Source organism: Modestobacter sp. SYSU DS0875 (genome assembly GCF_054050915.1).
The window spans coordinates 73,924-97,536 of record NZ_JBJHAH010000005.1 but is presented as its reverse complement, the minus strand read 5'-3'; the positions used below and the strand labels follow the sequence as shown (position 1 = coordinate 97,536).

The 23,613-nt window shown below is 72.9% G+C and carries 23 protein-coding genes; 18 read left to right on the top strand and 5 right to left on the bottom strand.

Features of this window, described 5'->3' with window-relative positions:
- Nucleotides 1–294 precede the first annotated feature (294 nt).
- Genes ACI79Y_RS04250 through ACI79Y_RS04215 form a run of 8 tightly spaced genes read left to right on the top strand, consistent with a single transcriptional unit; the run spans nucleotide 295 to nucleotide 6,550 of the window.
- Complete coding sequence (locus tag ACI79Y_RS04250) at nucleotides 295–867, top strand: UGSC family (seleno)protein (RefSeq protein WP_457157274.1); 573 nt, start codon at nucleotides 295–297, stop codon at nucleotides 865–867.
- Complete coding sequence (locus tag ACI79Y_RS04245) at nucleotides 864–1,958, top strand: hypothetical protein (RefSeq protein WP_457157273.1); 1,095 nt, start codon at nucleotides 864–866, stop codon at nucleotides 1,956–1,958. The genes ACI79Y_RS04250 and ACI79Y_RS04245 overlap by 4 nt, the downstream gene beginning before the upstream one ends.
- On the top strand, nucleotides 1,955–2,872 hold the full coding sequence (locus ACI79Y_RS04240) for an SDR family NAD(P)-dependent oxidoreductase (RefSeq protein WP_457157272.1): 918 nt from the start codon (nucleotides 1,955–1,957) through the stop codon (nucleotides 2,870–2,872). The genes ACI79Y_RS04245 and ACI79Y_RS04240 overlap by 4 nt, the downstream gene beginning before the upstream one ends.
- Nucleotides 2,869–3,729: an SDR family NAD(P)-dependent oxidoreductase gene (locus ACI79Y_RS04235; RefSeq protein WP_457157271.1), complete on the top strand. Its 861-nt coding sequence runs from the start codon at nucleotides 2,869–2,871 to the stop codon at nucleotides 3,727–3,729. Before ACI79Y_RS04240 ends, ACI79Y_RS04235 begins: the two co-directional genes overlap by 4 nt.
- A gap of 19 nt (nucleotides 3,730–3,748) precedes the next feature.
- On the top strand, nucleotides 3,749–4,309 hold the full coding sequence (locus ACI79Y_RS04230) for a UGSC family (seleno)protein (RefSeq protein ID WP_457157270.1): 561 nt from the start codon (nucleotides 3,749–3,751) through the stop codon (nucleotides 4,307–4,309).
- Entirely contained in the window at nucleotides 4,306–5,376 is a 1,071-nt protein-coding gene (locus tag ACI79Y_RS04225; RefSeq protein WP_457157269.1) for a hypothetical protein, read from the top strand. The genes ACI79Y_RS04230 and ACI79Y_RS04225 overlap by 4 nt, the downstream gene beginning before the upstream one ends.
- Nucleotides 5,373–5,603: a hypothetical protein gene (locus ACI79Y_RS04220; RefSeq protein ID WP_457157268.1), complete on the top strand. Its 231-nt coding sequence runs from the start codon at nucleotides 5,373–5,375 to the stop codon at nucleotides 5,601–5,603. Before ACI79Y_RS04225 ends, ACI79Y_RS04220 begins: the two co-directional genes overlap by 4 nt.
- 2 nt (nucleotides 5,604–5,605) lie before the next feature.
- Nucleotides 5,606–6,550, top strand: coding sequence for an SDR family NAD(P)-dependent oxidoreductase (locus tag ACI79Y_RS04215; protein ID WP_457157267.1), 945 nt, complete (start codon nucleotides 5,606–5,608; stop codon nucleotides 6,548–6,550).
- A 144-nt stretch (nucleotides 6,551–6,694) separates the two neighbouring features.
- Here the strand turns inward: ACI79Y_RS04215 and ACI79Y_RS04210 are convergent, their stop codons facing one another.
- From ACI79Y_RS04210 to ACI79Y_RS04190, 5 genes are all read right to left on the bottom strand, one after another.
- Complete coding sequence (locus tag ACI79Y_RS04210; RefSeq protein ID WP_457157266.1) at nucleotides 6,695–7,549, bottom strand: DUF559 domain-containing protein; 855 nt, start codon at nucleotides 7,547–7,549, stop codon at nucleotides 6,695–6,697.
- Between the two features lie 112 nt (nucleotides 7,550–7,661).
- A complete protein-coding gene (locus ACI79Y_RS04205; protein ID WP_457157265.1) occupies nucleotides 7,662–8,576 on the bottom strand; it encodes an SDR family oxidoreductase in 915 nt (304 codons plus the stop codon).
- A 30-nt stretch (nucleotides 8,577–8,606) separates the two neighbouring features.
- The gene (locus ACI79Y_RS04200; RefSeq protein WP_457157264.1) at nucleotides 8,607–9,503 is read right to left on the bottom strand and encodes an amidohydrolase family protein; all 897 of its coding nucleotides are present in this window, start codon (nucleotides 9,501–9,503) and stop codon (nucleotides 8,607–8,609) included.
- Nucleotides 9,500–10,162, bottom strand: a complete 663-nt coding sequence (locus tag ACI79Y_RS04195) for a 3-oxoacid CoA-transferase subunit B (RefSeq protein WP_457157263.1) — start codon at nucleotides 10,160–10,162, stop codon at nucleotides 9,500–9,502. Before ACI79Y_RS04195 ends, ACI79Y_RS04200 begins: the two co-directional genes overlap by 4 nt.
- Entirely contained in the window at nucleotides 10,162–10,920 is a 759-nt protein-coding gene (locus ACI79Y_RS04190) for a CoA transferase subunit A (RefSeq protein WP_457157262.1), read from the bottom strand. The genes ACI79Y_RS04195 and ACI79Y_RS04190 overlap by 1 nt, the downstream gene beginning before the upstream one ends.
- Before the next feature lie 376 nt (nucleotides 10,921–11,296).
- On the opposite strand from ACI79Y_RS04190, the gene ACI79Y_RS04185 reads away from it, so the two are divergent.
- The 10 genes from ACI79Y_RS04185 to ACI79Y_RS04140 all read left to right on the top strand — a co-directional run bounded on the left by ACI79Y_RS04185 (nucleotide 11,297) and on the right by ACI79Y_RS04140 (nucleotide 23,608).
- On the top strand, nucleotides 11,297–12,406 hold the full coding sequence (locus tag ACI79Y_RS04185; protein WP_457085389.1) for an NDMA-dependent alcohol dehydrogenase: 1,110 nt from the start codon (nucleotides 11,297–11,299) through the stop codon (nucleotides 12,404–12,406).
- An 11-nt stretch (nucleotides 12,407–12,417) separates the two neighbouring features.
- Nucleotides 12,418–13,896, top strand: coding sequence for an aldehyde dehydrogenase family protein (locus ACI79Y_RS04180; RefSeq protein ID WP_457157261.1), 1,479 nt, complete (start codon nucleotides 12,418–12,420; stop codon nucleotides 13,894–13,896).
- A gap of 81 nt (nucleotides 13,897–13,977) precedes the next feature.
- Nucleotides 13,978–15,096, top strand: coding sequence for an NDMA-dependent alcohol dehydrogenase (locus ACI79Y_RS04175; protein WP_457085391.1), 1,119 nt, complete (start codon nucleotides 13,978–13,980; stop codon nucleotides 15,094–15,096).
- Between the two features lie 102 nt (nucleotides 15,097–15,198).
- Complete coding sequence (locus ACI79Y_RS04170) at nucleotides 15,199–16,305, top strand: zinc-dependent alcohol dehydrogenase (protein ID WP_457085392.1); 1,107 nt, start codon at nucleotides 15,199–15,201, stop codon at nucleotides 16,303–16,305.
- 10 nt (nucleotides 16,306–16,315) lie between these two features.
- On the top strand, nucleotides 16,316–17,317 hold the full coding sequence (locus tag ACI79Y_RS04165; protein WP_457157260.1) for an amidohydrolase family protein: 1,002 nt from the start codon (nucleotides 16,316–16,318) through the stop codon (nucleotides 17,315–17,317).
- Between the two features lie 584 nt (nucleotides 17,318–17,901).
- Nucleotides 17,902–19,506 (top strand): ABC transporter substrate-binding protein, encoded by a 1,605-nt coding sequence (locus ACI79Y_RS04160; RefSeq protein WP_457157259.1) that lies wholly within the window; start codon nucleotides 17,902–17,904, stop codon nucleotides 19,504–19,506.
- A complete protein-coding gene (locus ACI79Y_RS04155; protein ID WP_457157258.1) occupies nucleotides 19,503–20,540 on the top strand; it encodes an ABC transporter permease in 1,038 nt (345 codons plus the stop codon). The genes ACI79Y_RS04160 and ACI79Y_RS04155 overlap by 4 nt, the downstream gene beginning before the upstream one ends.
- Nucleotides 20,527–21,417, top strand: a complete 891-nt coding sequence (locus tag ACI79Y_RS04150) for an ABC transporter permease (protein ID WP_457157257.1) — start codon at nucleotides 20,527–20,529, stop codon at nucleotides 21,415–21,417. The genes ACI79Y_RS04155 and ACI79Y_RS04150 overlap by 14 nt, the downstream gene beginning before the upstream one ends.
- Nucleotides 21,414–22,517 carry an ABC transporter ATP-binding protein gene (locus ACI79Y_RS04145; RefSeq protein ID WP_457157256.1) on the top strand — a complete coding sequence of 368 codons (1,104 nt, stop codon included), beginning with the start codon at nucleotides 21,414–21,416 and terminating at the stop codon, nucleotides 22,515–22,517. The genes ACI79Y_RS04150 and ACI79Y_RS04145 overlap by 4 nt, the downstream gene beginning before the upstream one ends.
- Nucleotides 22,514–23,608, top strand: coding sequence for an ABC transporter ATP-binding protein (locus ACI79Y_RS04140; protein ID WP_457157255.1), 1,095 nt, complete (start codon nucleotides 22,514–22,516; stop codon nucleotides 23,606–23,608). The genes ACI79Y_RS04145 and ACI79Y_RS04140 overlap by 4 nt, the downstream gene beginning before the upstream one ends.
- Nucleotides 23,609–23,613 lie beyond the last annotated feature (5 nt).

The following is a 23,613-nucleotide window of genomic DNA, read 5'->3' as shown; positions in this document are numbered from 1 at the left end:
GCGGGTGGCGGTGATCACAATCTCCGGCCGTTCCAGGGTGCTTGTCAAGCACCGCCGATCGGACGGCGCTTCCGCCGGGGGGAAGCCATCTCGATCCGCCGACGGCGCCCGGACCACGATCATCCACAGGGCTGAGGTGACCCCGGTCACCCGCCAGACCGCGGCCCGACCGGTCACCCCGACGTCTTCGGGGTGACCGGCGGAGCTCCACCCGAGGAGGACCGTTCCGATGTCCCGTCAGAGGCAGCAGCGCCGCCGCCCCGCCCCGCGCCCCGTCTGCGTGAGGGTGGCGTGATGGCCACCCTCGCCGACGTCCTGGACCCCACCGGCCTCAGCGCGGTGCGGGTGGCCAGCAGCTCGCTCGCGCCCCGCCGCGCCGACCTGGCCGGCGCCCGCATCGGGCTGCTGGAGAACACCAAGCACAACGCCGCCCTGCTGCTGGACGAGATCGCCGGCCACCTGGAGCGCGAGCGGGGTGCGACCACCGTGCTGCGCCGCACCAAGACGGCGTTCGCGCTGCCGATGCCCGCCGAGCTGCTCGAGGAGCTCACCCGCGAGTGCGACGTCGTCCTGGTCGGGGTCGGGGACTGCGGGTCGTGCAGCGCCTCGGCCGTCGCCGACGGGATCGCCCTGGAACGGGCCGGCGTGCCGACGGCGGTCATCTGCTCCGACGCCTTCACCGCCACCGCCAGCGGCATGGCCGAGGTGCAGGGCGACCCCGACTACGCCTACCTGACCACCCCGCACCCGGTCGCGATCCTCACCCCGGACGCGGTCGCCGAGCGGGCCACCGGTCTGGTGCCGGAGGTGGTCGCCACGGTGACCGCCGCCGAGGGCGCCTCGGCGCCGCGCGAGCGCGCCTCGTGACCGCGGTCGAGTCCCGCCCGGCCGTCGACGCCGACCCGGACGCCGCACGGCTGGCGATCGAGCACTGCTACGAGCAGGGCTGGTCCGACGGGCTGCCGCTGGTGCCGGCCACCCGGCCGCTGGTCGACGAGTTCCTCGCCACCGTCGACCGGGCCCCCGACGAGGTGATCGGGGAGATGCCGCACCTGCACCGCACCGTCACCGTCGAGCTGGCCGCGATCAACGCGGCCATGGCCGGCTGCCGGCCCGAGTACTTCCCGGTGGTGCTCGCCGCCTGGGCGGCGGTCCAGCGCGACCGGTCGGCCACCGGGGGTGGCTGGCAGAGCACCAGCGGGCCCTCGCCGCTGCTGGTCGTCAACGGGCCGGTCCGCGCCGAGCTGGGGATCAACTCCGCCGGCGGCGTGTTCGGGCCCGGGTTCCGCGCGAACGCCACCATCCCCCGGGCGCTCGGGCTGATCGTGCGCAACGCCTTCGGCGTCGTCCCGCACGGCTTCGAGCAGGCGACCCAGGGGCTGCCCGGCCGCTGGCAGGTCTGCCTCGGGGAGAACGAGGAGGAGAGCCCCTGGGAGCCGATGTCGGTCGAGGGCGGCGTGCCCGCCGGCACCAGCGCGGTCTCCGCGATGCTCACCCGCACCGTCGAGTACGTCGACAACCGGCACACCGCCGACCCCGAGCAGCTGCTGGCCGACTTCGCCGACACCATCTCCCGCAGCGGGGCGCTGATCTTCAAGAACGCCCCGGCCGGGATCGTCTTCTGCCCCGAGCACGCCCAGCTGCTCGCCGGCGCCGGGATGAGCCGGGCCGACGTCCGCGCCTGGCTGGTCGAGCGGTGCGGGCGCAGCAAGGCCGACCTCGCCCGGGTCGGCAAGGACGGCGTCGGTGACAACGGCGTCCGCTTCGCCGACGGCAGCACCGCACCCGACGCCTTCGACCCCCTCTTCGCCGCCGCCGGCCCGGAGGTCCTGCCCATCGCCGTCGCCGGCGCCCGCAACGCCGGCATCTCGATGGTCGTCCGGGTCTTCTCAGGCTGGTCGGGCAGCTCGGTACCGGTCGAAGGCGCCACCACCACCGCACAAGGGAGTGCTCAGTGACCCGACCCGAAGTGACCCAGCCCGACCCGTTGCAGGACCCGTTCGGCGCCGTCGGCGACCGCTGGATGACCGGCCGCACGGCGCTGGTCACCGGCGGTGGCCAGACCAGCACCGAGCAGCCCGGCGTCGGCTTCGCCATCAGCCGGGTGCTCGCCGCGCACGGTGCCCGGGTCGCCGTGCTGGACCGCGACCGGGCCGCCGCCCAGCGCACCGTCGACCGGATCGCCGCCGACGGCGGGGAGGCCGTGGTCGTCGTCGCCGACCTGCTGGACGACGACGAGTGCCGGCGTGCCGTGGAGGAGACCGTGGCCGCGTTCGGCTCGGTCGACACCCTGGTGAACAACGTGGCCGTCGGCGACCGGGCCGGCGTCTTCGAGGTGACCCCCGAGCGGTTCCACCAGCTGATGGACCTCAACCTGACGACCGCCTGGCAGATGACCCGGCACGCCGCGCCCCGGCTGCCGCGCGGCGGGGCGATCGTGAACATCAGCTCGGTCGGCGTGCGCGCCCGCGGCCCGGCGATGGTCTACAACCTGGCCAAGGCCGGGCTGGAGAACCTCACCGTCGGCGCCGCCAACACCCTCGGTGACCAGGGGGTGCGGGTCAACTGCGTGCAGGTCGGCGCGATCTGGGGCGCCTTCGCCGCGGCCAACATGTCCGAGGACATGCGTGAGATCCGCAAGGGCTTCTCCGCGCTGGGCACCGAGGGCACCCCCTGGGACATCGCGCAGGCCGTGCTCTTCCTGGCCAGCGACCACGCCCGCTGGGTCTCCGGGCAGATCCTGTCGGTCGACGGCGGCCCGGCCGTCGGGAAGCCGCCGCGGGCCCGGCCGCCCGCGCCCGCGCAGACGGAGGTCCCCGAGACCGCCACCCCCGAGGGCGTCCCGGTGGCCGTCTCGGGAGCCCAGGCGTGAGCGCGGACCGGGTCGCCCTGGTCACCGGCTGCGGCAAGCCCGACGGCATGGGCCAGGCCATCGCGCGCCGCCTCGCCGCGTCCGGGCACGCCGTCGTCGTCACCGACCTGCAGCCGGCCGGCGTGCCCAACGCCCGGCAGGAGCAGCGCGGCGCCGGCTGGGGCGGGGTGGAGGCGCTGGCCGCGGAGATCAGCGCCGCCGGCGGGGACGCCCTCGCCGTGCTCGGCGACGTCAGCGACCCCGGCGACGCCGCGGCCATGGTCGCCGCGGCGGTCGACCGGCACGGCCGGCTCGACGTCCTGGTCAACAACGCCGCCGCCCCGCAGGGCCCGGACCGGGCCGACGTCGCCGACGTGCCGATCGAGGTGTTCGACCGGGTTCTCGCGGTCAACCTGCGCGGCCCCTGGCTGATGAGCTCGGCCGCGGTGCCGGTCATGCGCGCGCAGCGGTCGGGCCGGATCGTGAACATCTCGTCCATGGCCGGGCTGACCGCCGCGCCGTTCTCCGGTGCCTACTCCGCCTCCAAGGCCGGGGTGATCGGGCTGACCCGCGCGCTGGCGATGGACCTCGGGCCCTGGGGGATCACGGTCAACGCACTCTGCCCCGGCCTGGTCGCCACCAGCCGGGCGTTCCTCTCCGCAGCGCCGGACGCCGACGAGGCGGCGCTGATGGAGCAGCGCGGCCGCAACATCCCCGTCGGCCGACCCGGGCAGGCCGAGGACATCGCGGCCGCGGTCGCCTTCCTCGCCTCGCCCGAGGCCGGCTACATCACCGCCCAGGCCATCCCCATCGACGGCGGCGGGATGACGCCGTTCCCGCTGCGCCGTCCCGAGCCGGCCGTCCCGGCCGGTGGCTGACCCGATCCTGGAGGCACCCGTGTCCCTGTTCGACGACATCGTCGACCCCACCCGCGGCCCGGCCGGCAGCGTCAAGGGCCGGACGTCGCTCGCCGCCCGCCCCGGTGACCTCGCCGGGCTGCGCGTCGGTCTGCTGGTGAACACCAAGCGCAACGCCGAGCAGTTCGTGCGGGAGGTGGCCGCGCTGCTGGAGTCCCAGCACGGCGCCCGCATCGCGATCCAGCGGACGAAGCCGAGCATCGTGCACCCCGCGCCGGAGGAGATGCTCGCCGAGCTGCGCGCCGAGGCCGACGTCGTGGTCGTCGGGGTGGGCGACTGCGGCTCGTGCAGCGCCTCCGCCGTCGCCGACGGTCTGCAGCTGGAGGCCGCCGGCATCCCCGCCGTCGTCCTGGTCAGCGACGCCTTCCGGGTCAGCGCCGACGCGATGGCCGCCCTGCAGGGCACCGCCGGCTACGAGTACGTGACCACCCCGCACCCGGTGGCCAGCCTGTCCAGCGAGGGCGTGCGGGCCCGCGCCGAGCGCGCCGTCCCCGAGATCGTCACCCTGCTGACCCGTCCGGTCACGGCGGCCGCGTCATGACCGCCGCCCCGGAGGCCCCCGCCGGCCTGCAGGTGGTGCGGCAGGCGATCGAGCACTGCCACGCGCAGGGCTGGACCGACGGGCTGCCCGTCGTGCCGGCCACCCAGGCCGACGTCGCGGAGTTCCTCGCCACCGTCGACCGCGACCCGGACGAGGTGATCGGTGCCCAGGAGCACCTGGACCGCCGGGTCACCGTCGCCCAGGCCGCGGTCAACGCGGTGATGGCCGGCTGCCTGCCCGAGTACTTCCCGCTGGTGCTCGCCGCCTGGGAGGCGGTCCGGGAGGAGCCGTCGTCCCGCGGTGGTGCCTGGCAGTCGACCAGCGGACCGGCGCCGCTGCTGGTGGTCAACGGGCCGATCCGCACCGAGCTCGGCGTCAACTGCGCCGGCGGCGTGCTGGGGCCGGGCTTCCGGGCCAACGCCACCGTCGGCCGGGCGCTCGGGCTGCTGGTGCGCAACGGCTACGGGATCAAGCCGCAGGAGCTGGAGCAGGCCACCCAGGGCGTGCCCGGCCGCTGGACGCTGTGCATCGGGGAGAACGAGGAGCTCTCCCCCTGGGAGCCGTTCAGCGTCGCCGGGGGAGTGCCGGCCGGCACCTCCGCGGTCTCCGCGATGCTCATCCGCGACGTCGAGTACGTCGACAACCGGCACACCGAGGACGTCGAGGCGCTGCTGCGCGACTTCGCCGACACGCTGGCCCGCACCGGCGCCTACCTGGGCATGAAGCACTCGACCGGCGGGCTGGTCCTGGGCCCCGAGCACGCGCAGGTGCTGGCCGCCGCCGGGTACTCGCGGGCCGACGTCCAGCAGTGGCTGTTCGAGCACGCCGTCCGCCCGCAGGCCGACCTGGTCGCCGCCGGCAAGGAGTCGCACGACGTCGACCCGGGCCCGGACCCGATGCCGATGATGCCGTCGGCGGCCGAGATCCCGATCGTCGTCGCGGGCGCGGCCAACGCCGCCATCTCCGCGGTCTTCCGTCCCTTCGGCTGGGCCACCTGGTCCGGCCGGTCCGTCCCCGTCCCCCATTCCTGCCCGAGCCCCAGCCGTACCGAGGAGAGCGCCCCGTGACCGTCGACGAGAAGCAACTGGACCAGCTGCGGCAGACGCTGCAGGCCGACGACTACCGGCTCGACGTCGACCTGGCCGGCGACCGGGCCGACGTCCGGATCGTGGCCGGGCCGGACGCCTGCGAGGAATGCCTGGTGCCCAAGCCGCTGATGCAGCAGATGCTCGCCCCGGTGCTCGGCGTCGACCCGGCCAGCATCGAGCTCACCTACCCGGTCGACGGGCACTGAGCGTGGAGGTCAGCCTCGAGGGCAAGGTCGCACTGGTCACCGGCGTCGGGCCGAACATCGGCAGCGGCATCGCGCTGGCGCTGTCCCGGTACGGCGCCAAGGTGGCGTGCAACGACGTGGACGACGACGTCATCAAGACCGCCATGGCGCGGATCGAGCGCAACGGCGGGGAGGCGATGGCCGCCCCCGGCGATGTGACCGACGAGGCCGCGGTGCAGGGCTACGTCGACGCCGTCCTGGAGCGGTGGGGTCGCATCGACATCCTGGTCAACAACGCCGCGATGCTCGGCGGCAAGGGCGTGCTCGACGAGGACGCCGGCACCTTCGAGCGGTCGATCAAGGTCTCCGGGCTCGGCTACTTTCTGAACACCAAGATCGTCGGCCGGGCGATGGCCGAGCGCGGGATCCGCGGCTCGATCGTGTGCATCTCCTCCTCCAACGGCTGGAACGGCTCGGCCGGGGTGATCGCGTACGCGTTCAACAAGGGCGGGGTGAACAACTTCGTCCGCGCCGCCGCGATGGACCTCGCGCCCTACGGCATCCGGGTCAACAGCTACACGCCGACCGCGCCGACGATCGACAACCCGGAGCTGCTCGCCGAGCTGGCCGCGCGGGGCATCCCCGCCGACATGCTCAACGCCGGCCGCAAGGGCGGCTCCGGCGGTGGCGGGCTGGGCGGCGGTGCCGGCGAGGAGGCGTGGCGCCGTCCGGCGCGGTGGACCGGGGAGCGGCCGCCGCTGGTGCCGATGGGCAGCACCGGCACGCCGACCGACATCGGGCACGCCGTCGCCTGGCTGTGCTCGGACTACGCGCGGCTGATCACCGGCACCGACCTGGTCGTCGACGGGGGAGCGCGGGCGAAGAACTTCGCCTACTTCCCGGCCGACCCCGAGGAGCTCGCCGGCCCGGTGCCGTTGATCCCGCTGGACCAGACCCCCGCCGGCTGACCTGCCGCAGCCCGCGGGCGCACGAGAGGGCGGGGCCCGGACCGGTGACGACCGGTCCGGGCCCCGCTCTCGTGTGCGCTGCCGACGGGCGGAAATGGCCATCTCCGCCCGTCCACTCTGGGCGAAGATGGCCATTTCTGCCCCTCAACCGGCCAGGGCGGCGCGGACCCGGGCGACGACGGCGTCCAGGTCGCGCAGGTCGGTCGCGCTGAGCCGGATCACCCGCCAGCCGGCCGCCTCCAGGCACCGGATCCGCTCGTCGTCCCGGACGATCTGCGTGCCGTCGAAGTGGTGCGCGCCCTCGTACTCGACCGCCAGCCGCGCCTCCGGGAACGCGAGGTCGGTGCGGGCCAGGAACCGCCCGGCGATCCGCACCTCGTACTGCGGCACCGGCGTCAGCCCGGCGACCACCAGGGCCACCCGCACCCGCGACTCCGGCGGTGACTCCGCTCGCGGATCGACCAGCCCGAACGCCCGGCGGACCCGGACGACGCCCCAGCGGCCGGTGCCCGCGGCGAGCAGTTGCGCGAGGTCGGCCTGGTCGACGGTGCCGGCGCGGACCATCGCGTCCAGCGCGGCGACGGCCGTGGGCAGCGGCTCCAGTGCGGCGACGTCCCAGGCGGTCCGCCGCGGCGTCGTCACCGGGACGTCGCCGTGGCGGGCGACGTCGTCCGGCCCCAGCACCGCGCGGTGCACCCGGACCTCGCGCGGCCCCTTCCACTCGACGCCGGGCGGCCGGACGACGGTGACCGGATCGTGCGCGCCGGCGAACGGTGCACCGTGCCAGGCTGCAGCCGAGTGCCCACCGATGGCCGCGCCGGCCGGCAGCAGCAGTGCCACGCCCGTGCACCGCAGCTGGTGGTCGAAGGGCAGCGCCGGATCGGCGTACACGCCGTGCACGACCCGCCGCCAGCTCAGCTGCCGCAGTTGCTTCGCGGTGACGAGCCCTTCGGCGATCGCGTGGCTCCCGATGAACACACCGGTCAGGTCCCTGGACACCCGGGGATGGTGCCGGACCTCGGGGTCACTGCCCGCCGGTCATCCACAGGTCAGGGCGGAGATGGCCGTATTCGCCCCGAGCAGCCGGGGCGGAGATGGCCATCTCCGCCCGTCAGGGGACGAGGTCGGTGAGGCGGGGGGAGGGGAGGCGGTTCTCCGGCGCGTAGACGGGCGAGCTGGTGAGGAACGGGATCGCCGCGGCGCGCGCGGAGTCGATCGGCTCGTCGGGGAAGGCGGCCAGGGTGGTCTCGAAGCGCTCCCGGACGCCCTCGCGGAACTCCGGGTGGGTGAGGATGAACAGGTCGCCCCGGCGGATGCCGTTGAGCACCCGCTCGCCGGCCTCCACGTAGCTCATGTACGGCTGGGTCTTCGCGTACTCGAGGAACTCCGCCGGCGGCGGGGTGTAGCCGCTCTCGCCGTACTGCTCCGGCCGGGCGGCGACGGCGCCGGCGATGTTGCTGTGCACCGGCCCCGGGCAGTACGCCGAGACGCCGATCCCCTCGGGGGCCAGCTCGATCGCCAGCGCCTCCGACAGCGCGATCACCGCCGCCTTGGTCATCGAGTACAGCCCCGCGACGATCGGCAGCAGCCCGGCCATCGACGTGGTCGTGACGATGTGCCCGCCCTCGCCGTGCGCCCGGATGTGCGGCACGAACGCCCGCAGCCCGTTGCCGACGCCCTTGATGTTGACGTCGATCAGCCAGTCCCAGTCGCTGGCGGTGGCCCCCATGACCGGGCCGGTCAGCCCGATGCCGGCGTTGTTGACCAGCACGTCGACCCGGCCGTGGCGCTCGACGGTGGTGGCGGCGGCCGCCTCCACCGCGGCCGCGTCGGTGACGTCGAGCTGCACCGCGTCGACCGCGAGCCCGGCGGCGGCGAACTCCGCGGTCGTCTCGTCGATGTGCTCCTGACGGCGGCCGCTGATCACCACCGTCATGCCGGCCCGGGCCAGGGCGAGCCCGATCCCGCGGCCGATGCCGCTGGACCCGCCGGTGATGAAGGCGACCTTGCCCTCGACGTCCTGCATGGAGATCTGTCCTGTCTGTGAGAGGGAGGTTCAGCGCCCGGGCGGGAGCAGCCCGAGCAGCCGTGCGGCGTTGGACTTGTAGATCAGCGGCTTGACCTCGTCCTTCAGGCCGATGGTCTCCGCGTCCTTCATCCACCGCTCCGGGGTGATCACCGGGAAGTCCGAGCCGAACAGCACCTTGTTCTTGAGCAGGCTGTTGGCGTACCGGACCAGCTGGGGCGGGAAGTACTTCGGCGACCAGCCGGACAGGTCGATGTACACCCGTGGCTTGTGGGTGGCCACGGCCAGCGCCTCGTCCTGCCAGGGGAAGGAGGGGTGGGCCAGGATGATGTCCATGTCGGGGAAGTCGACGGCGACGTCGTCGACGTCCATCGGGTTGGCGTACTTCAGCCGGATGCCACCCCCGCCGGGCGTGCCCGCCCCCACCCCGGTCTGGCCGGTGTGGAACAGCGCGATCAGCCCGTGCTCGGCGATCACCTCGTACAGCGGGTAGGCCGTGCGGTCGTTGGGGTGGAAGCCCTGGGTGTTGGGGTGGAACTTGAACCCCCGGACGCCGTGGTCGGTGATCAGCCGGCGGGCGGCCCGCACGCCGGCGGCGCCCCGTGCTGGGTCGATGCTGGCGAAGGGGATCACCACGTCGGCGTGCTCGGCGGCGAGCTCGGCGACCTCCTCGTTGGTGGGCACCAGCTCCTCCCCGGTCTGGGAGATGCTGTCCACGCCGAAGGCGACGCAGGCCATGTCCCGTTCCCGGTAGTACTGGGCGAGCTCGGGCAGCGTGTACTGCGGCATCGAGCCGATGCCGAAGTAGGCGCCCATGTCGTCGGCGCTGCTGCCGGCCGGCGGCGGGGCGGAGACCGACCGGTGCACGTGCGTGTGCACGTCGATCGCGGTGATCCGGTCCAGGTCGATGCGCGAGGTCCAGGTCACGACCGCAGGTCCTCGGTGTAGGGCGCCTCGGTGTGGGCGCGGACCTGGGCGGGCGTGACGCCGGGGGCGCACTCGACCAGCCGGAGCGTGCCGTCGACGACGTGGAAGACGGCCAGGTCGGTGTAGACGCGGGTGACGCAGGCCTTGCCGGTCAGCGGCATCGTGCACTCGGGGACGACCTTGGAGCGGCCCTTGCGGTCGCAGTGCTCCATCGTCACCCACACCTGCGGGGTGCCGGCCACGAGGTCCATCGCCCCGCCGACGGCGGGGTTGCGGCCGGGCACGTACCAGTTGGCGAGGTCGCCGGCGGCCGACACCTGGAGCGCCCCGAGCACGGTGACGTCGAGGTGGCCGCCGCGGATCATCGCGAAGGACATCGCCGAGTCGGTGATCGCCGCCCCGCTCATCAGCGTGATCGGCTGCTTGCCCGCATCGGTGAGGTCGACGTCGCCCTCGCCGTCGGGGGCGGGGCCCAGGCCCAGCACCCCGTTCTCGGCGTGCAGCACGACCTCCACGCCCGGCGGGATGAACCTCGGCACGGCCAGCGGGATGCCGACGCCGAGGTTGACGACGTAGCCGTCCTGCAGGTCCTGCGCCAGGCGCTCGGCGATGGCCTCGCGGGTGCGGCCGGTCACCGGCGGGGTCTGCGTGGCGGTCATCAGCGGGTCCTCGCGATCAGCCGGCTGTCGTCAGGGGTGGTGGTGCGGGCCGGGCTGGTCGGGATCACGTCGTCGACGAAGACGCCGGGCAGGTGGACGTCGTCCGGGTGCAGCTCGTCGACCTCGACCAGCCGGTCGACCTCGGCGAAGGTGTGCCGGCCGGACATCCCGGCCAGCGGGTTGAAGTTCCGTGCCGACAGCCGGAAGCGCAGGTTGCCCTTGCGGTCCCCGGAGTACGCCTTGACCATCCCGAAGTCGGCGACGATGCCGGTCTCCAGCACGTACTCGCGCCCGTCGATCAGGCGGTGCTCCTTGGCCGGCACGTGCTCGGCCACCCCGCCGTCGGGGGAGTAGCGCAGCGTGAAGGTGCCGTCGGCGAGCATCGTCCCCGCACCGGACGGGGTGAAGAAGGCGGGGATGCCCGAGCCGCCGGCCCGCAGCCGCTCGGCCAGGGTGCCCTGGGGCACCAGCTCCAGCTCCACCTTGCCGGCGAAGTACTCGTCGTAGAACTCCTGCAGGATCGGGAAGGACGCCGTCACCCGGCGGAGCCGGCCCTCGTGCAGCAGCCTCCCCACGCCGGTGAAGTCGTGGCCCACGTTGTTCACGTAGACGTGCAGGTCGCGCTTGCCCAGCTCGCAGAGGGCGTTCAGGAGCAGGTCCGGGCGGCCGGAGCTGCCGAAGCCGCCGACCGCGATGGACGCTCCTGACGGCACTCTGTCGACCACGGACAACACGTCCTCGCGGAACTTGTCGATCACGCCGTGTCCCCTTCTCACGCCAGTCCCCGTTGGTGCGGCTGGCTCGTGCACTGGTGCGATCCCGACGGCGGGCCCGCGCGCTGGGCGGGACGGCGATGTGTCGAGGGTCACCCGGACGCCGTCGAACGTATGGACGCCGTTCGGTACCCGAGAAGGCGTATTCCACCCGGGGGAAGGCGGGGCCCCGCCGCGCCGGGGAGCGGACCGGGGGGTCCGTCCGGCTCGTCTTCCGCGGGTCGGAATGGTGTGTGGCCCACGCCACGTCTGCGGCGGCAGTGTCCCCCTCGGCTCCGGGCGTCGCCCCGGGGTACCAGCGAGGCTCTCGCCCCCCGGCCAGCGCCCGTACCACCAGTCGTCAGCACGGAAGGGGCCCCAGATGAGCATGACCACACGCGCCGCGGTCTGTCGGGAGCCGGGCAAGCCGTGGGAGATCACCGAGCTCGAGCTCGACGACCCCCAGGCCAACGAGGTCCGGATCAAGTTCATGGCCGCGGGGATGTGCCACTCCGACGACCACATCCAGAAGGGCGACGCGATGATGCGCTTCCCCGTGGTGGGTGGCCACGAGGGCGCGGGCATCGTCGAGGCCGTCGGTGAGGGCGTCACCCGGGTGAAGGTCGGCGACCACGTCGTCTGCTCCTTCATCCCCGCCTGCGGCAAGTGCCGCTACTGCTCCACGGCCCGGCAGAACCTCTGCGACGAGGGCAAGAACGCCTCCACCGGGGAGTTCCCCGACGGCACGTTCCGCTTCCACCAGAACGGTGAGGACTTCGGCGGCCTGTGCGTGCTCGGCACCTTCTCCGAGCGCGCCGTCGTCAGCGAGTTCAGCGTCATCCCCATCCCCGAGGACATCCCCTTCGAGGTGGCCTCCCTGGTCGGCTGCGGTGTCCCCACCGGCTGGGGCAGCGCGGTGCACGCCGCGGGCGTGCGCGCCGGTGAGACCGTCGTCGTCTACGGCGCCGGCGGGGTGGGCAGCAACGCGGTGCAGGGCGCCCGGTACGCCGGCGCGCAGCGCGTCGTCGTGGTCGACCCGGTGGAGTTCAAGCGGGAGATGGCCACCGTCTTCGGCGCCACCCACACCTTCGCCACGGCGAAGGAGGCCCAGGAGTTCGTCAACGAGGTCACCTGGGGCGAGCTCGCCGACCACGCGATCATCACCGTCGGTGTCCTCCACGACGAGGTCATCGCCGACGCGCTCCAGGTGGTGGGCAAGACCGGTCAGGTCACCGTCACCGCGGTCGGCAACGGCTGGGTGAACGAGCACCCCGGCGCCCTCATCGGCTACCAGCGGCGCATCCAGGGCGCGATCTTCGGCGCCTGCAACCCGCTGTTCGACGTCCCCCGCCTGCTCAGCCTCTACCGGTCCGGTGATCTGAAGCTCGACGAGCTGATCACCCGCACGTACCGCCTCGACGAGGTCAACCAGGGCTACCAGGACATGTTGGACGGCAAGAACATCCGCGGCGTGATCATCCACGAGCACTGAAGGAACCGGACATGACGATCGCTCCTCCCGGCCCGCAGGCCGGCTCGCCCCTGCTCATCGACGACGCCCAGCTGATCGGCGGCGACTGGGTGCCCGCCGCCGGCGGGCAGACCATCGACGTGATCAACCCCGCCACCGGTGAGGTGCTCGGCCGGGTGCCGCGCGGCGGCGCCGAGGACGTCGACGCCGCCGTGCGCGCGGCCGAGGCGGCCTTCCCCGCCTGGCGGGACACCAACGCCACCGCCCGGGGTGCGCTGATCACCCGCTGGGCCCAGCTGATCGACCAGCACGCGACCGAGCTGGACCAGCTGGAGTCCCAGGAGGTCGGCCGGCCCAGCTGGGGCCCGCCGCCGATGTCCCGGATCCTGAACTTCGTCGCCGGCCAGGCCGACAAGGTGCAGGGCGTGACCCTGCCGACCTACACCCCCGACGCCATCGGGCTCACCCTGCGCGAGCCCTACGGCGTGGTGGGCGCGGTCATCCCGTGGAACGCCCCGGCGCCGATGTTCGTCAACGACGTCGGCCCGGCCATCGCCGCCGGCAACACGATCGTGATCAAGCCGGCCGAGGACGCGCCGCTGACGGCGCTGGCGCTGGCGAAGCTGGCGCTGGAGGCGGGCATCCCGCCGGGCGTGGTCAACGTCGTCACCGGCTACGGCCACGAGGCCGGCGCCGCCGTGCCCGCCCACCCGGGCATCCGTCGGATGAGCTTCACCGGCTCCCCGGACACCGGCGCCCTGGTGATGGCCGCCTGCGCCAAGAACCTCACCCCGCTGCACCTGGAGCTGGGCGGCAAGTCGCCGCAGGTGATCCTCTCCGACGCCGACCTGGACGCCGCCATCCCGGCGATCGCCATGGGCATCACGATGAACACCGGCCAGATCTGCGCCGCCGGTTCCCGGGTCGTGGTCGAGCGCTCGATCCACGCCGAGGTCGTGCAGCGGCTGGCCGAGCAGATGTCGAAGGTCAAGGTCGGCCCCTGGTACGAGCAGGTCAACATGGGCCCGCTGATCAACGGCAAGCAGCACGAGCGGGTCCTCAAGTACATGCAGCTGGGCCAGGAGGAGGGCGCCGAGCTCGTGCTCGGCGGCGGTCGTCCCGCCGGAGAGCAGTACGAGCGCGGCTTCTTCGTCGAGCCCACGCTGTTCGACAACGTCGACCCGGCGATGCGGATCCACCAGGAGGAGATCTTCGGCCCGGTCCTCGGGGTCACCCCCGTGGCCGACGAGGCCGAGGCCCTGCAGGTCGCCAACGGCACCGACTACGGGCTGGTCGCCTCGGTGTGGACCAACGACGTCGGCAAGGCAGTCCGGTTCTCCCGCGGCCTGCAGGCCGGCCAGGTGGCGGTCAACGCCGCACTCGGCGCCGGCGTCATCGGCGGCCCGTTCGGCGGCTACAAGCGCAGCGGCTTCGGCCGCACCATGGGCGCCGACGCCGTCCTGGACTACACCCAGGTCAAGACCGTCTCCCTGCGCGGCACCGGTGCCTGACCTCCGCGCTCCGGGCTCGGCCCGACCCGCCCTCGGCTCGTTCCACCCCGCCCTCGTCCACCCTGCTTGGGAGGCATCCCGATGAGCATCACCACGCACGCCGCCATCGCCCGCGGGCCGCACATCGGCTGGGAGATGGTCGACCTGCAGCTGGACGACCCCAAGGCGCACGAGGTGCGGGTCAAGTTCGCCGCCTCGGGGCTCTGCCACTCCGACGACCACATCACCCAGGGCGACGCCCCGGTGCGCTTCCCGATGGTCGGTGGCCACGAGGGCGCCGGGATCGTCGAGTCGGTCGGTCCCGACGTCCGCCGGGTCAAGCCCGGTGACCGGGTGATCTGCTCCTACATCCCGGCGTGCGGCGCCTGCCGGCCCTGCTCCACCGGGCACCAGAACATGTGCGTCAAGGGCCTCAACGCCGGCAGCGGCATGTTCCTCGACGGCACCTTCCGGTTCCACCTCGGCGACGAGGACCTGGGCGGGTTCTGCTCGCTGGGCACCTTCTCCCAGTACGCGGTGGTCTCGGAGTGGGCGTGCGTGCCGCTGGCCGACGACATCCCCTTCGAGGTCGCCAGCCTCGTCGGCTGCGGCGTCCCCACCGGCTGGGGCTCGGCGGTCTACGCCGCCGGCGTCAAGCCCGGGGACACCGTCGTCGTCTTCGGCTCCGGCGGGGTGGGCAGCAACGCCGTGCAGGGCGCCCGGTACGCCGGGGCCAAGAACGTCGTCGTCGTCGACCCGGTCGAGTTCAAGCGGGAGATGGCCACCGTCTTCGGCGCCACGCACGCCTTCGCCTCGGCGAAGGAGGCGCACGACTTCGTGGTGGAGACGACGTGGGGGCAGCTGGCCGACCACGCCATCCTCACCCCGGGCGTGGTGACCGAGGAGATCGTCAACTCCGCGCTGGCGATGACCGGCAAGGGCGGCAAGGTGACCATCACCGGCGTCGGCAAGCTGACCGAGAAGGCCGTGCACTTCCACGCCGGCGCGCTCATCGGCTACCAGCGCCAGGTCCGCGGCGCGCTCTTCGGCGACTGCAACCCGCTCTACGACATCCCGAAGCTGCTGGGCCTGTACCGCGCCGGTGACCTCAAGCTCGACGAGCTGGTCACCCGCACGTACCGGCTGGACGAGGTGAACCAGGCCTACCAGGACCTGAACGACGGCAAGAACATCCGCGGCGTCATCGTCCACGAGGACTGACCCCGCGCCGGATGCCCCTCCCACGTCCGGTGCCGCCCGGCTCCTCCCGGGCGGCACCGGTCACCCGGCGCACCCGCGCGCCGGCCGAGCTCGAGGAGAGCGATGAGCGACAGAGTGCGCGCGGTGGTCCAGACCGGGCCCCGGAAGATGGAGCTGCGCGACTTCCCCCGCCCGGTGATCGGTGCCGACGACGGTCTGCTGCGCGTGGAGGCCAACGGCATCTGCGGCAGCGACGTGGAGACCTACAAGGGTCACATGTCGATGGGCCGCGGCGACTTCATCCCCGGTCACGAGCCGATGGGGATCATCGAGGAGATCGGTGACCGGGCGGCCGAGCGCTGGGGGGTGCAGGTCGGCGACCGGGTGGCGCTGGAGGTCATCGTCCCCTGCCGGGCCTGCGAGAAGTGCCTCACCGGGCGCTACCAGGCCTGCCCGAACCGGACCCTGGGGCACGGGGTCACCGGGGTCGACGTCGAGCCGAGCCTGTTCGGCGGGTTCGCCGAGCACCTCTACCTGACGCCGAACTCGGTCCTGCACAAGATCGACAAGACGATCCCCGCCGAGATCGCGGTCATGTTCAACCCGCTGGGCGCCGGCGTGCGCTGGGCGGTGCACCTGGGCGGCATCGGGCTCGGCGACACCGTCGTCGTGCTCGGCGCCGGCCAGCGCGGCATCGCCTCGGTGATCGCGGCGAAGGCCGCGGGCGCCGGCACGGTCGTCGTGACCGGCCTGGCCGCCGACGAGCACAAGCTCGCACTGGCTCGCGAGTTCGGCGCCGACCACACCGTGGTGGTGGGGGAGGACGGCGAGGACGTCGTCGAGCGGGTCCGGGAGATCACCGGCGGCGAGATGGCCGACGTCGTCCTGGAGCTCACCCCGATGGCCGCCGGGCCGGTCACCGACGCGCTGAAGGTGGCGCGGTTCGGCGGCACCGTGGTGCTCGCCGGGCTCAAGGGCGGGCGGGAGATCCCGCTGAGCACCGACCTGATCATCAACCGCGGGCTCGTCGTCAAGGGCGCGTTCGGCGTGGACTTCGCCGGTCAGGAGGCGGCCATCGCGCTGATCGAGTCCGGGCGGTTCCCGCTGGAGAAGCTGCACACCCACACGTTCGGCCTGGACGACACCGCCCTGGCCATCGAGACGCTCGCCGGCGAGGTGCCGGGGGAGTCCCCGGTGCACGTGTCGGTCCACCCCAACCTGTCCGCCTGAGGAGGCACCCGTGCTCGTCGACGCGCACGCCCACCTGCTGCCCCGCGACTACCCGGCCGATGCGCCGGAGTGCTTCCCCCGGATGGAACCGGTCGACGGCGACACCGCCCGCACCCTGGTCTTCGGCCAGATGCGGTTCACCGCCCGGGACGCCTTCTTCGACGCCGAACGCCGCATCCAGGAGCAGGACGCCTCCGGGGTCGACGTCGAGGTGCTCAGCCCGATGCCGCCGCTGCTGCGCTACGACCTCCCCGCCGACGACGGGATGTCCCTGGCCCGCTGGGTGAACGAGGCCACCGCGCTGCTCTGCGCGGAGGTGCCGGACCGGCTCAAGGGGCTGGGCATGGTGCCGCTGCAGGACCCCGACGCCGCCACCGCCGAGCTCAAGGCCATCAAGGACCAGGGGCTGCTCGGGGTGGAGATCGCTTCCAACATCCTGGGGAAGTCGATCGGCCACGAGCAGTTCCTGCCGTTCTTCACCGAGGTCGAGCGGCTGGGCCTGTCGGTGTTCGTGCACGCCATGCCCAGCCCGTCGGAGCGGCTGCCGATGTCGGCCATGGGCACCTACGTCGTCGGTGTGGAGGGCGCCTTCGCGGCGGGCTCCATGGTGACCGGCGGGACGGCGAAGGCCTGCCCGGACCTGCGCATCTCCTTCAGCCACGCGGCGGGCGGCTTCCCGCTGATGCTGCCCCGGGCCCAGTACTTCTGGAGTGGTTCCTGGAACGAGGAGCCGGTCGACCTGACCCGGGCGGTGATGCACGACGACGGGCCCTCGCCGGTCGAGCTGGCCCGGCGGTTCTGGTACGACTCGATGGTCTTCGACCGCCGCGCACTGCGGTTCCTCGTCGACTACCTGGGCGCCGACCGGCTGCTGGTGGGCTCGGACTTCCCGGCGATGCTGCGCGAGGAGCCGGCCGGGCGCACCCTGCGCACGCTGGACCTGCCACCGGAGGACCTCGCCGACGTGATGAGCGGCAACGCCTTCCGCTGGCTGGGGATCGACCACCCCTGAGCCCCCCGCCTCCCACCGGCTGACCTCCCGCCCTCCCACCGACTGGCCTCCCGCCCTCCCACCGGGCCCCGTCCGCGTCCCGCGGGCGGGGCCCGGTGCCGTCTCCGGCCGGTTCCGGGTCGTGCTCCGGCCCCGGGTGCGTCCGCGGCCCGGGTCGACCCGGCTGACCCGAGGTCGAGCCGTGGCACGGCGCGGCTCCACCTCGGGTGGTGCGGCAAGACCCGCGTCGGCGAGGTCGCCCGGGCTCCCGCGGCGCCCGGGGAGCAGACCGGCACGACCCTCTCCTGCCCCCCTCGTGACCCGCCCGGGACCGCCCTCGTGACCCGCCCGCGGCCGCCCTCGTGACCGCCCTGTGACCCCGCCGCGGAACGGAACGGGAGTGGCCGCGCAGGGGGCCAACTTCTCTCCCGTACGGCGGAAGCGACGGGCCGGGTGTGGCCTCCACCACGGGAGATTGGCACCAGGGCAGTGAGCCCGGTCACTGGCCGTGCTCACTGCAGCAGCGCCCAGGCTCACCGGCGAACGGCCGGATCCGCGCAGCCAACGACGCCTTCTGAAGCGGGAGCACCCACGTGAGACGAATGATGAGACTGGCCCCGGTCGCCGCGGCCCTGATGCTGGTCACGGCCTGCGGTGGCGGTGACGACGGTTCCACCACCGGGAACACCGGTGGGAGCGCAGCGGCCGCCGGCGAGCCGGTGAGCGGCGGTGAGATCACCGTGCTGGAGGACGCGGCCTTCGCCGGCTCCTGGCCGGCCGGCCTGGACCCCGCCACCAACACCACCGGCGGCTCGAACATCGCGATGAACCAGGCGATCTTCGGTGGGCTGTTCCTGCTCACGGCCGACGACGACGGCTCCAACGCCGAGGTCACCCCGAACCAGGCGGAGAGCTACGAGATCTCCGAGGACGGCACGCAGTTCACCATGACGCTGCGCGAGGGCATCGAGTTCAGCGACGGCACGCCGCTGGACGCCGAGGCCGTGCGCTGGAACTGGGAGCGCGACCTCGCCAACCCGTGCACCTGCAAGCCGACCTGGGAGCTGGCGGAGAACGGGATCGAGGTGCTCGACCCGCTGACCGTCCGGCTGACGTTCGCCCAGCCCTACCCGGCGGTGCTGGCCTCCTTCCCGGCCGCCAACGTCAACTGGATCGCCAGCCCCACCGCCGTCCAGGCGCAGGGTGAGGACGACTTCGCGATCAACCCCGTCGGCGCCGGGCCGTTCACGGTCGTCTCCAACCAGCTGAGCTCGCGGCTCGAGCTGACGAGGAACGAGAACTACTTCAAGGAGGGCCTGCCCTACCTCGACGGGCTGACCTTCCAGTCGATCGGCGGCGACCAGCCGGCCTACCAGGCGCTGCAGGCCGGTCAGGCGCAGGCCTACGAGGGCCTCAACACCACGCCGCTGCTGGAGCAGGCGCAGGCCACCGACCAGCTGCAGGTCACCATCCAGCCGGCCACCTCGCCGTACGTGATCCAGCTGAACACCGCGATCGCGCCGTTCGACGACGTCAGGGCGCGGGAGGCGATCTACCGGGCGACCGACTTCGAGGCCATCAACCAGGGCATCTTCGGCGGCAACTACGAGGTCAGCCAGAGCTTCACCGGCCCCGGCGGCAAGTTCTACGAGCCGGAGGTCGAGGGCTACCCGGAGCACGACGTGGACCGGGCGACGGAGCTGGTGGAGGAGCTGGGCGGGCTGACCGTCCGGCTCGGCACGATCAGCAACTACGTCGCCACCCAGATCGTGACCGCCCTGCAGACGCAGTGGCAGGAGGCCGGTATCGACGTCGAGATCAACGACTACCAGCTCTCCGGGGTCATCTCGGAGTTCACCGGTGGCGAGTGGCAGGCGATGCTGCAGACCGCCGGCGCCTGGGACCCGGCGGCCGGCGTCGGTGTCGGCTTCCGGTTCACCTCCGGCGTCCCCTACAGCGGGGTGAACGACCCCGAGCTGGACCAGCTGCTGGAGGACGCCGCGGCCACGGTGGACGAGGACGAGCGGGCCGACCTCTACCGGCAGGCCGGTGAGCTCCTCGCGGAGAACTTCTACGCACCGTTCGGCCTGGCGTTCGCGCCGGCCAACCTCGCGGTGCAGGGGGTGCACGGTCCGGGTCTGACCACGAAGATCCCGGCGATCCTGGTGAACTCCGGGGTCATCTGGGACGAGGTCTGGCAGGAGCAGTGACGACGGCAACCAGCGCTCCGCGGGTCCCGGTCTCCCGGGACCCGCGGGTCTCCCCGCTCAGCCGGGTGACCGGCTCACCGATCCTGCGGCTGGTCGTCAAGCGGCTGTTGATGGCGATCCCGATCATGCTGGGCGTCACGATCCTGACGTACTGGGTGCTCAGCCTGATCCCCGGCAACGCGGCCCAGCAGCTGCTGGGCCCCGAGGCCACCGCGGAGGACATCGCCCAGCTCGAGGCGCAGCTGGGGCTCAACGAGTCCGGCGTCTCCCGGTACCTGGACTGGCTGGGCGGCGCGCTCACCGGCGACCTGGGCAACTCGATGGTCAGCCGGCAGCCGGTCAGCGACATCCTGGCCAACCGGCTCCCGGTCACCGGCGAGCTCGTGGTGCTGGCCTTCGTCGTCTCCCTGGCGCTGGCGATCCCGGTGGCGCTGCTCGCCGCGTACAACCCGAACGGCCTGATCGACCGGGTGAGCATGTTCATCAGCACCATGGGGCTCTCGGTGGCCAACTACGTGCTGGCGCTGATCCTGGTGCTGGTGTTCGCCGTCCAGCTCGGCACGCTGCCGGCCATCGGCTTCGTGCCGCTGTCCGAGGGCGTGTGGCCCAACCTGAGGGCGCTGATCCTGCCGTCGGCGGCGATCGGCATCCCGCTGTTCTGCTTCTACGCGCGCTTCCTGCGGGGCGACCTGGTCGACCAGATGCAGCAGGAGGAGTACGTCACCACCGCCCGCGCCAAGGGGATCGGGCCGTGGCAGGTGCTCATCAAGCACGCCTTCCGCAACTCGTCGTTCGGGCTGATCACCGTGGTCGGCCTCAACCTCGGGGCGCTGATCGGCGGCACGGTGATCATCGAGCAGATCTTCGCGCTACCGGGCATCGGCCAGATGCTGCTGCAGGCCATCAACACCCGTGACGTCGTCGTCGTGCAGGCCGCGGTGGTGATCTTCGCGCTGGTCGCGGTGATCGCGAACCTCGTCGTCGACCTGCTCTACGCCGTCCTGGACCCGAGGATCCGCCATGACAGTCGTTGAACCAGCGGCCGCGTCCGCCGTCGGCCCGGACGTCGACCTCGAGGAGGTCGAGTCCGGCCGCCGGCGGCGCCGCCCCGCCAACCTGGGCACCTGGATCCCCGCCGGGATGATCGGCTTCATCGTGGTGGCCTGCTTCCTGGGGCCGCTGCTGCTGGGGCTGCCCCGCCCGGTGGGCGGCAGCGTGCTGGAGAGCTACCTCCCGGCCGGCTCCCCGGGCCACCTGCTGGGCACCGATCCCAACGGCAACGACATCCTGTCCCGGCTGCTGCACGGCGGGCGGGCGTCGCTGCTGATCGCGACCACGGTCAACGTGCTGGGGCTGGTCATCGGCGGCACGCTCGGCGCGCTGTCGGGCTACGTCGGCGGCCTCCTGGACACGCTGGTCATGCGGGTGCTCGACGTGCTGATCGCGTTCCCGTCGCTGGTGCTCACCCTGGCGGTCGCCCAGGCGCTCGGCCCGAGCATGACCAACACGATCTTCGCGCTGACGTTCTTCAGCATCCCGGCGGTGGCCCGCATCGCCCGGTCGGCGGTGCTGCGCCTGCGCGAGCAGCCGTTCATGGCGGCGGCCCAGCTGGCGGGGACGCCGGGGTGGCGGGTGCTGTTCAAGCACCTGGCCCCCAACATCGCCCCGCAGCTGATCACCTTCGCGATGCTCGGCATGGGCATCGTGATCATCATCGAGGGTGCGCTGAGCTTCCTCGGTCTGGGCATCCCGGCCCCGGCTCCCAGCTGGGGCAACATGGTGGCCGACGGCCAGCTCAGCCTCTCCGCGACGCCGATGCTCGTGGTCTGGCCCAGCCTGGCGCTGTTGGTCACCGTCCTGTCCTTCAACCTGCTCGGGGAGAACCTCCGGGCGCGATGGAGCGGTCGATGAACGGCGAGCGGACGGCGGCCCTGCGGGTCGCGGACACCCAGGTGACCTCGGGGGTGATCGCCTCGGACCAGCAGGCGGGCGCCACCGGTGTCCTCGGTCGGCCGGACCCGGTGCCGGGGGAGCCACTGCTGCAGGTGTCGGACCTGCGGGTGCAGTTCACCCGCGGCGGCCGGTGCGTGCGGGCGGTCAACGGCCTGTCCTACGAGCTGGTGCCCGGCCGGATGATGGCGATCATCGGCGAGTCCGGCTCCGGGAAGAGCGTCAGCTCCCGGGCCCTGATGGGGCTGCTGCCGCCCACGGCGCAGATCACCGGCTCCATCCGGTTCGACGGGCGTGAGCTGCTCGGCCTCGCCGAGGGCGAGTTCCGCAAGCTGCGCGGCGGCGACATCGCCATGGTGTTCCAGGACCCGGCGCGGTCGCTGAACCCGACGATGAAGATCGGCGCGCAGATCGCCGAGGCGGTCCGGGCGCACTGCGACCTGGACAAGAAGGGTGTACACGCGCGGGTGGTGGAGCTGCTGCGGCTGGTGCGGCTGCCGGCGCCGGAGCGGCGCTTCCACGAGTACCCGCACCAGCTGTCGGGCGGCATGCGGCAGCGGGTGATGATCGCCATCGCGCTGGCCGGTGAACCGCGGCTGCTCATCGCCGACGAGGCCACCACCGCGCTGGACGTCACCACCCAGGCGCAGATCATGGACCTGCTGGTCGAGCTGCAGGAGCGGCTCGGCATGGCGGTGATCATGATCAGCCACGACCTGGGCCTGGCGGCCAGCTACGCCCAGGACGTCGTGGTCATGTACGCCGGCCGGGCGGTGGAGCACGCGCCGACCCGGACGCTGTTCGCCAACGTGCGGATGCCCTACACGCGGGCGCTGCTCGGGGCGATCCCGGCGCTGGACCGGGAGCCGCACTCGCTGCTGCCGGTCACCCCGGGGCAGCCGCCGGACCTCTCGGCCCTGCCCAAGGGCTGTCCCTTCCGGCCGCGCTGCTCGAACGCCACCGACCGGTGCGTGGAGCAGCCCGCCCTCATCGAGCACGAGCCCCAGCACTCCTGGGCCTGCTGGCACCCCTGTGGGACCGAGAACGGAGAGCAGCGATGACCGCCGTCGACGAGCGCGTGGCGGGCGAGCAGGTGGAGGCCAAGGCGCCCCTGCTGCGGGCCCGCGACCTGGTGCAGGAGTTCCCGGTGCGGGCGGCCGGTGGGATCAAGGGCGGCGTCGTGCACGCGTTGTCGAACGTCTCCTTCGACATCTGCGTCGGGGAGACCCTCGGCGTGGTGGGGGAGACCGGGTCGGGCAAGTCGACCCTGGCCCGGTCGGTGATCCAGGCGCCGCGGCCCAAGTCCGGCAGCGTGGAGTTCCAGGGCCAGGACCTGATGACGCTCAAGCGGGGCGACCTCAAGGACGCCCGCCGGCAGATGCAGATGGTCTACCAGGACCCGTTCGGCTCGCTGAACCCGCGCTGGCGGGTCACCGAGCTGGTCGAGGAGCCGATGATCGGCTACGGGGCGGGGAACGCCGACTGGCGGCGCGCCCGGGTGGCCGAGCTGCTGGACCTGGTCGGCCTCGACCCCTCGTCCTACGGCAAGCGGCGGCCGCACGAGCTGTCCGGTGGCCAGTGCCAGCGGGTCGCGATCGCGCGGGCGATCGCGCTGAACCCGGCGCTGATCATCTGCGACGAGGCGGTCTCCTCCCTCGACGTGCTGATCCAGGCGCAGGTGCTCAACCTGTTCGAGAAGCTGCGCCGCGAACTGGACCTCGCCTACCTGTTCATCAGCCACGACCTGGCGCTGGTGAAGCAGGTCAGCGACCGGGTCGCGGTGATGTACCTGGGGCAGCTCGCCGAGGTCGGTCCGGCCGGGGGGATGTACCGGCAGCCGCTGCACCCGTACACGGCCGCGCTGCTGGACTCCATCCCGCGGGTCGATGCCGCCACCGGCCTGGCTCACCGGCCGACGGCGCTGCCCGGGGAACCGCCGTCGCCGATCGACCCGCCCAGCGGGTGCAGGTTCCGCACCCGCTGCCCGAAGGCCCAGCAGCGCTGCGCGGACGAGGCGCCGCAACTGCGCGAGCTGCGGCCCAGGCACCAGGTGGCCTGCCACTTCCCGCTCGCCGGGCTCGAGGAGAGCCTCCACCGGCCGGCCGGGGCGACGGCGGCCACCACCGCGGGGCCGGCCACGCCGGCGAGCTGAGCCGG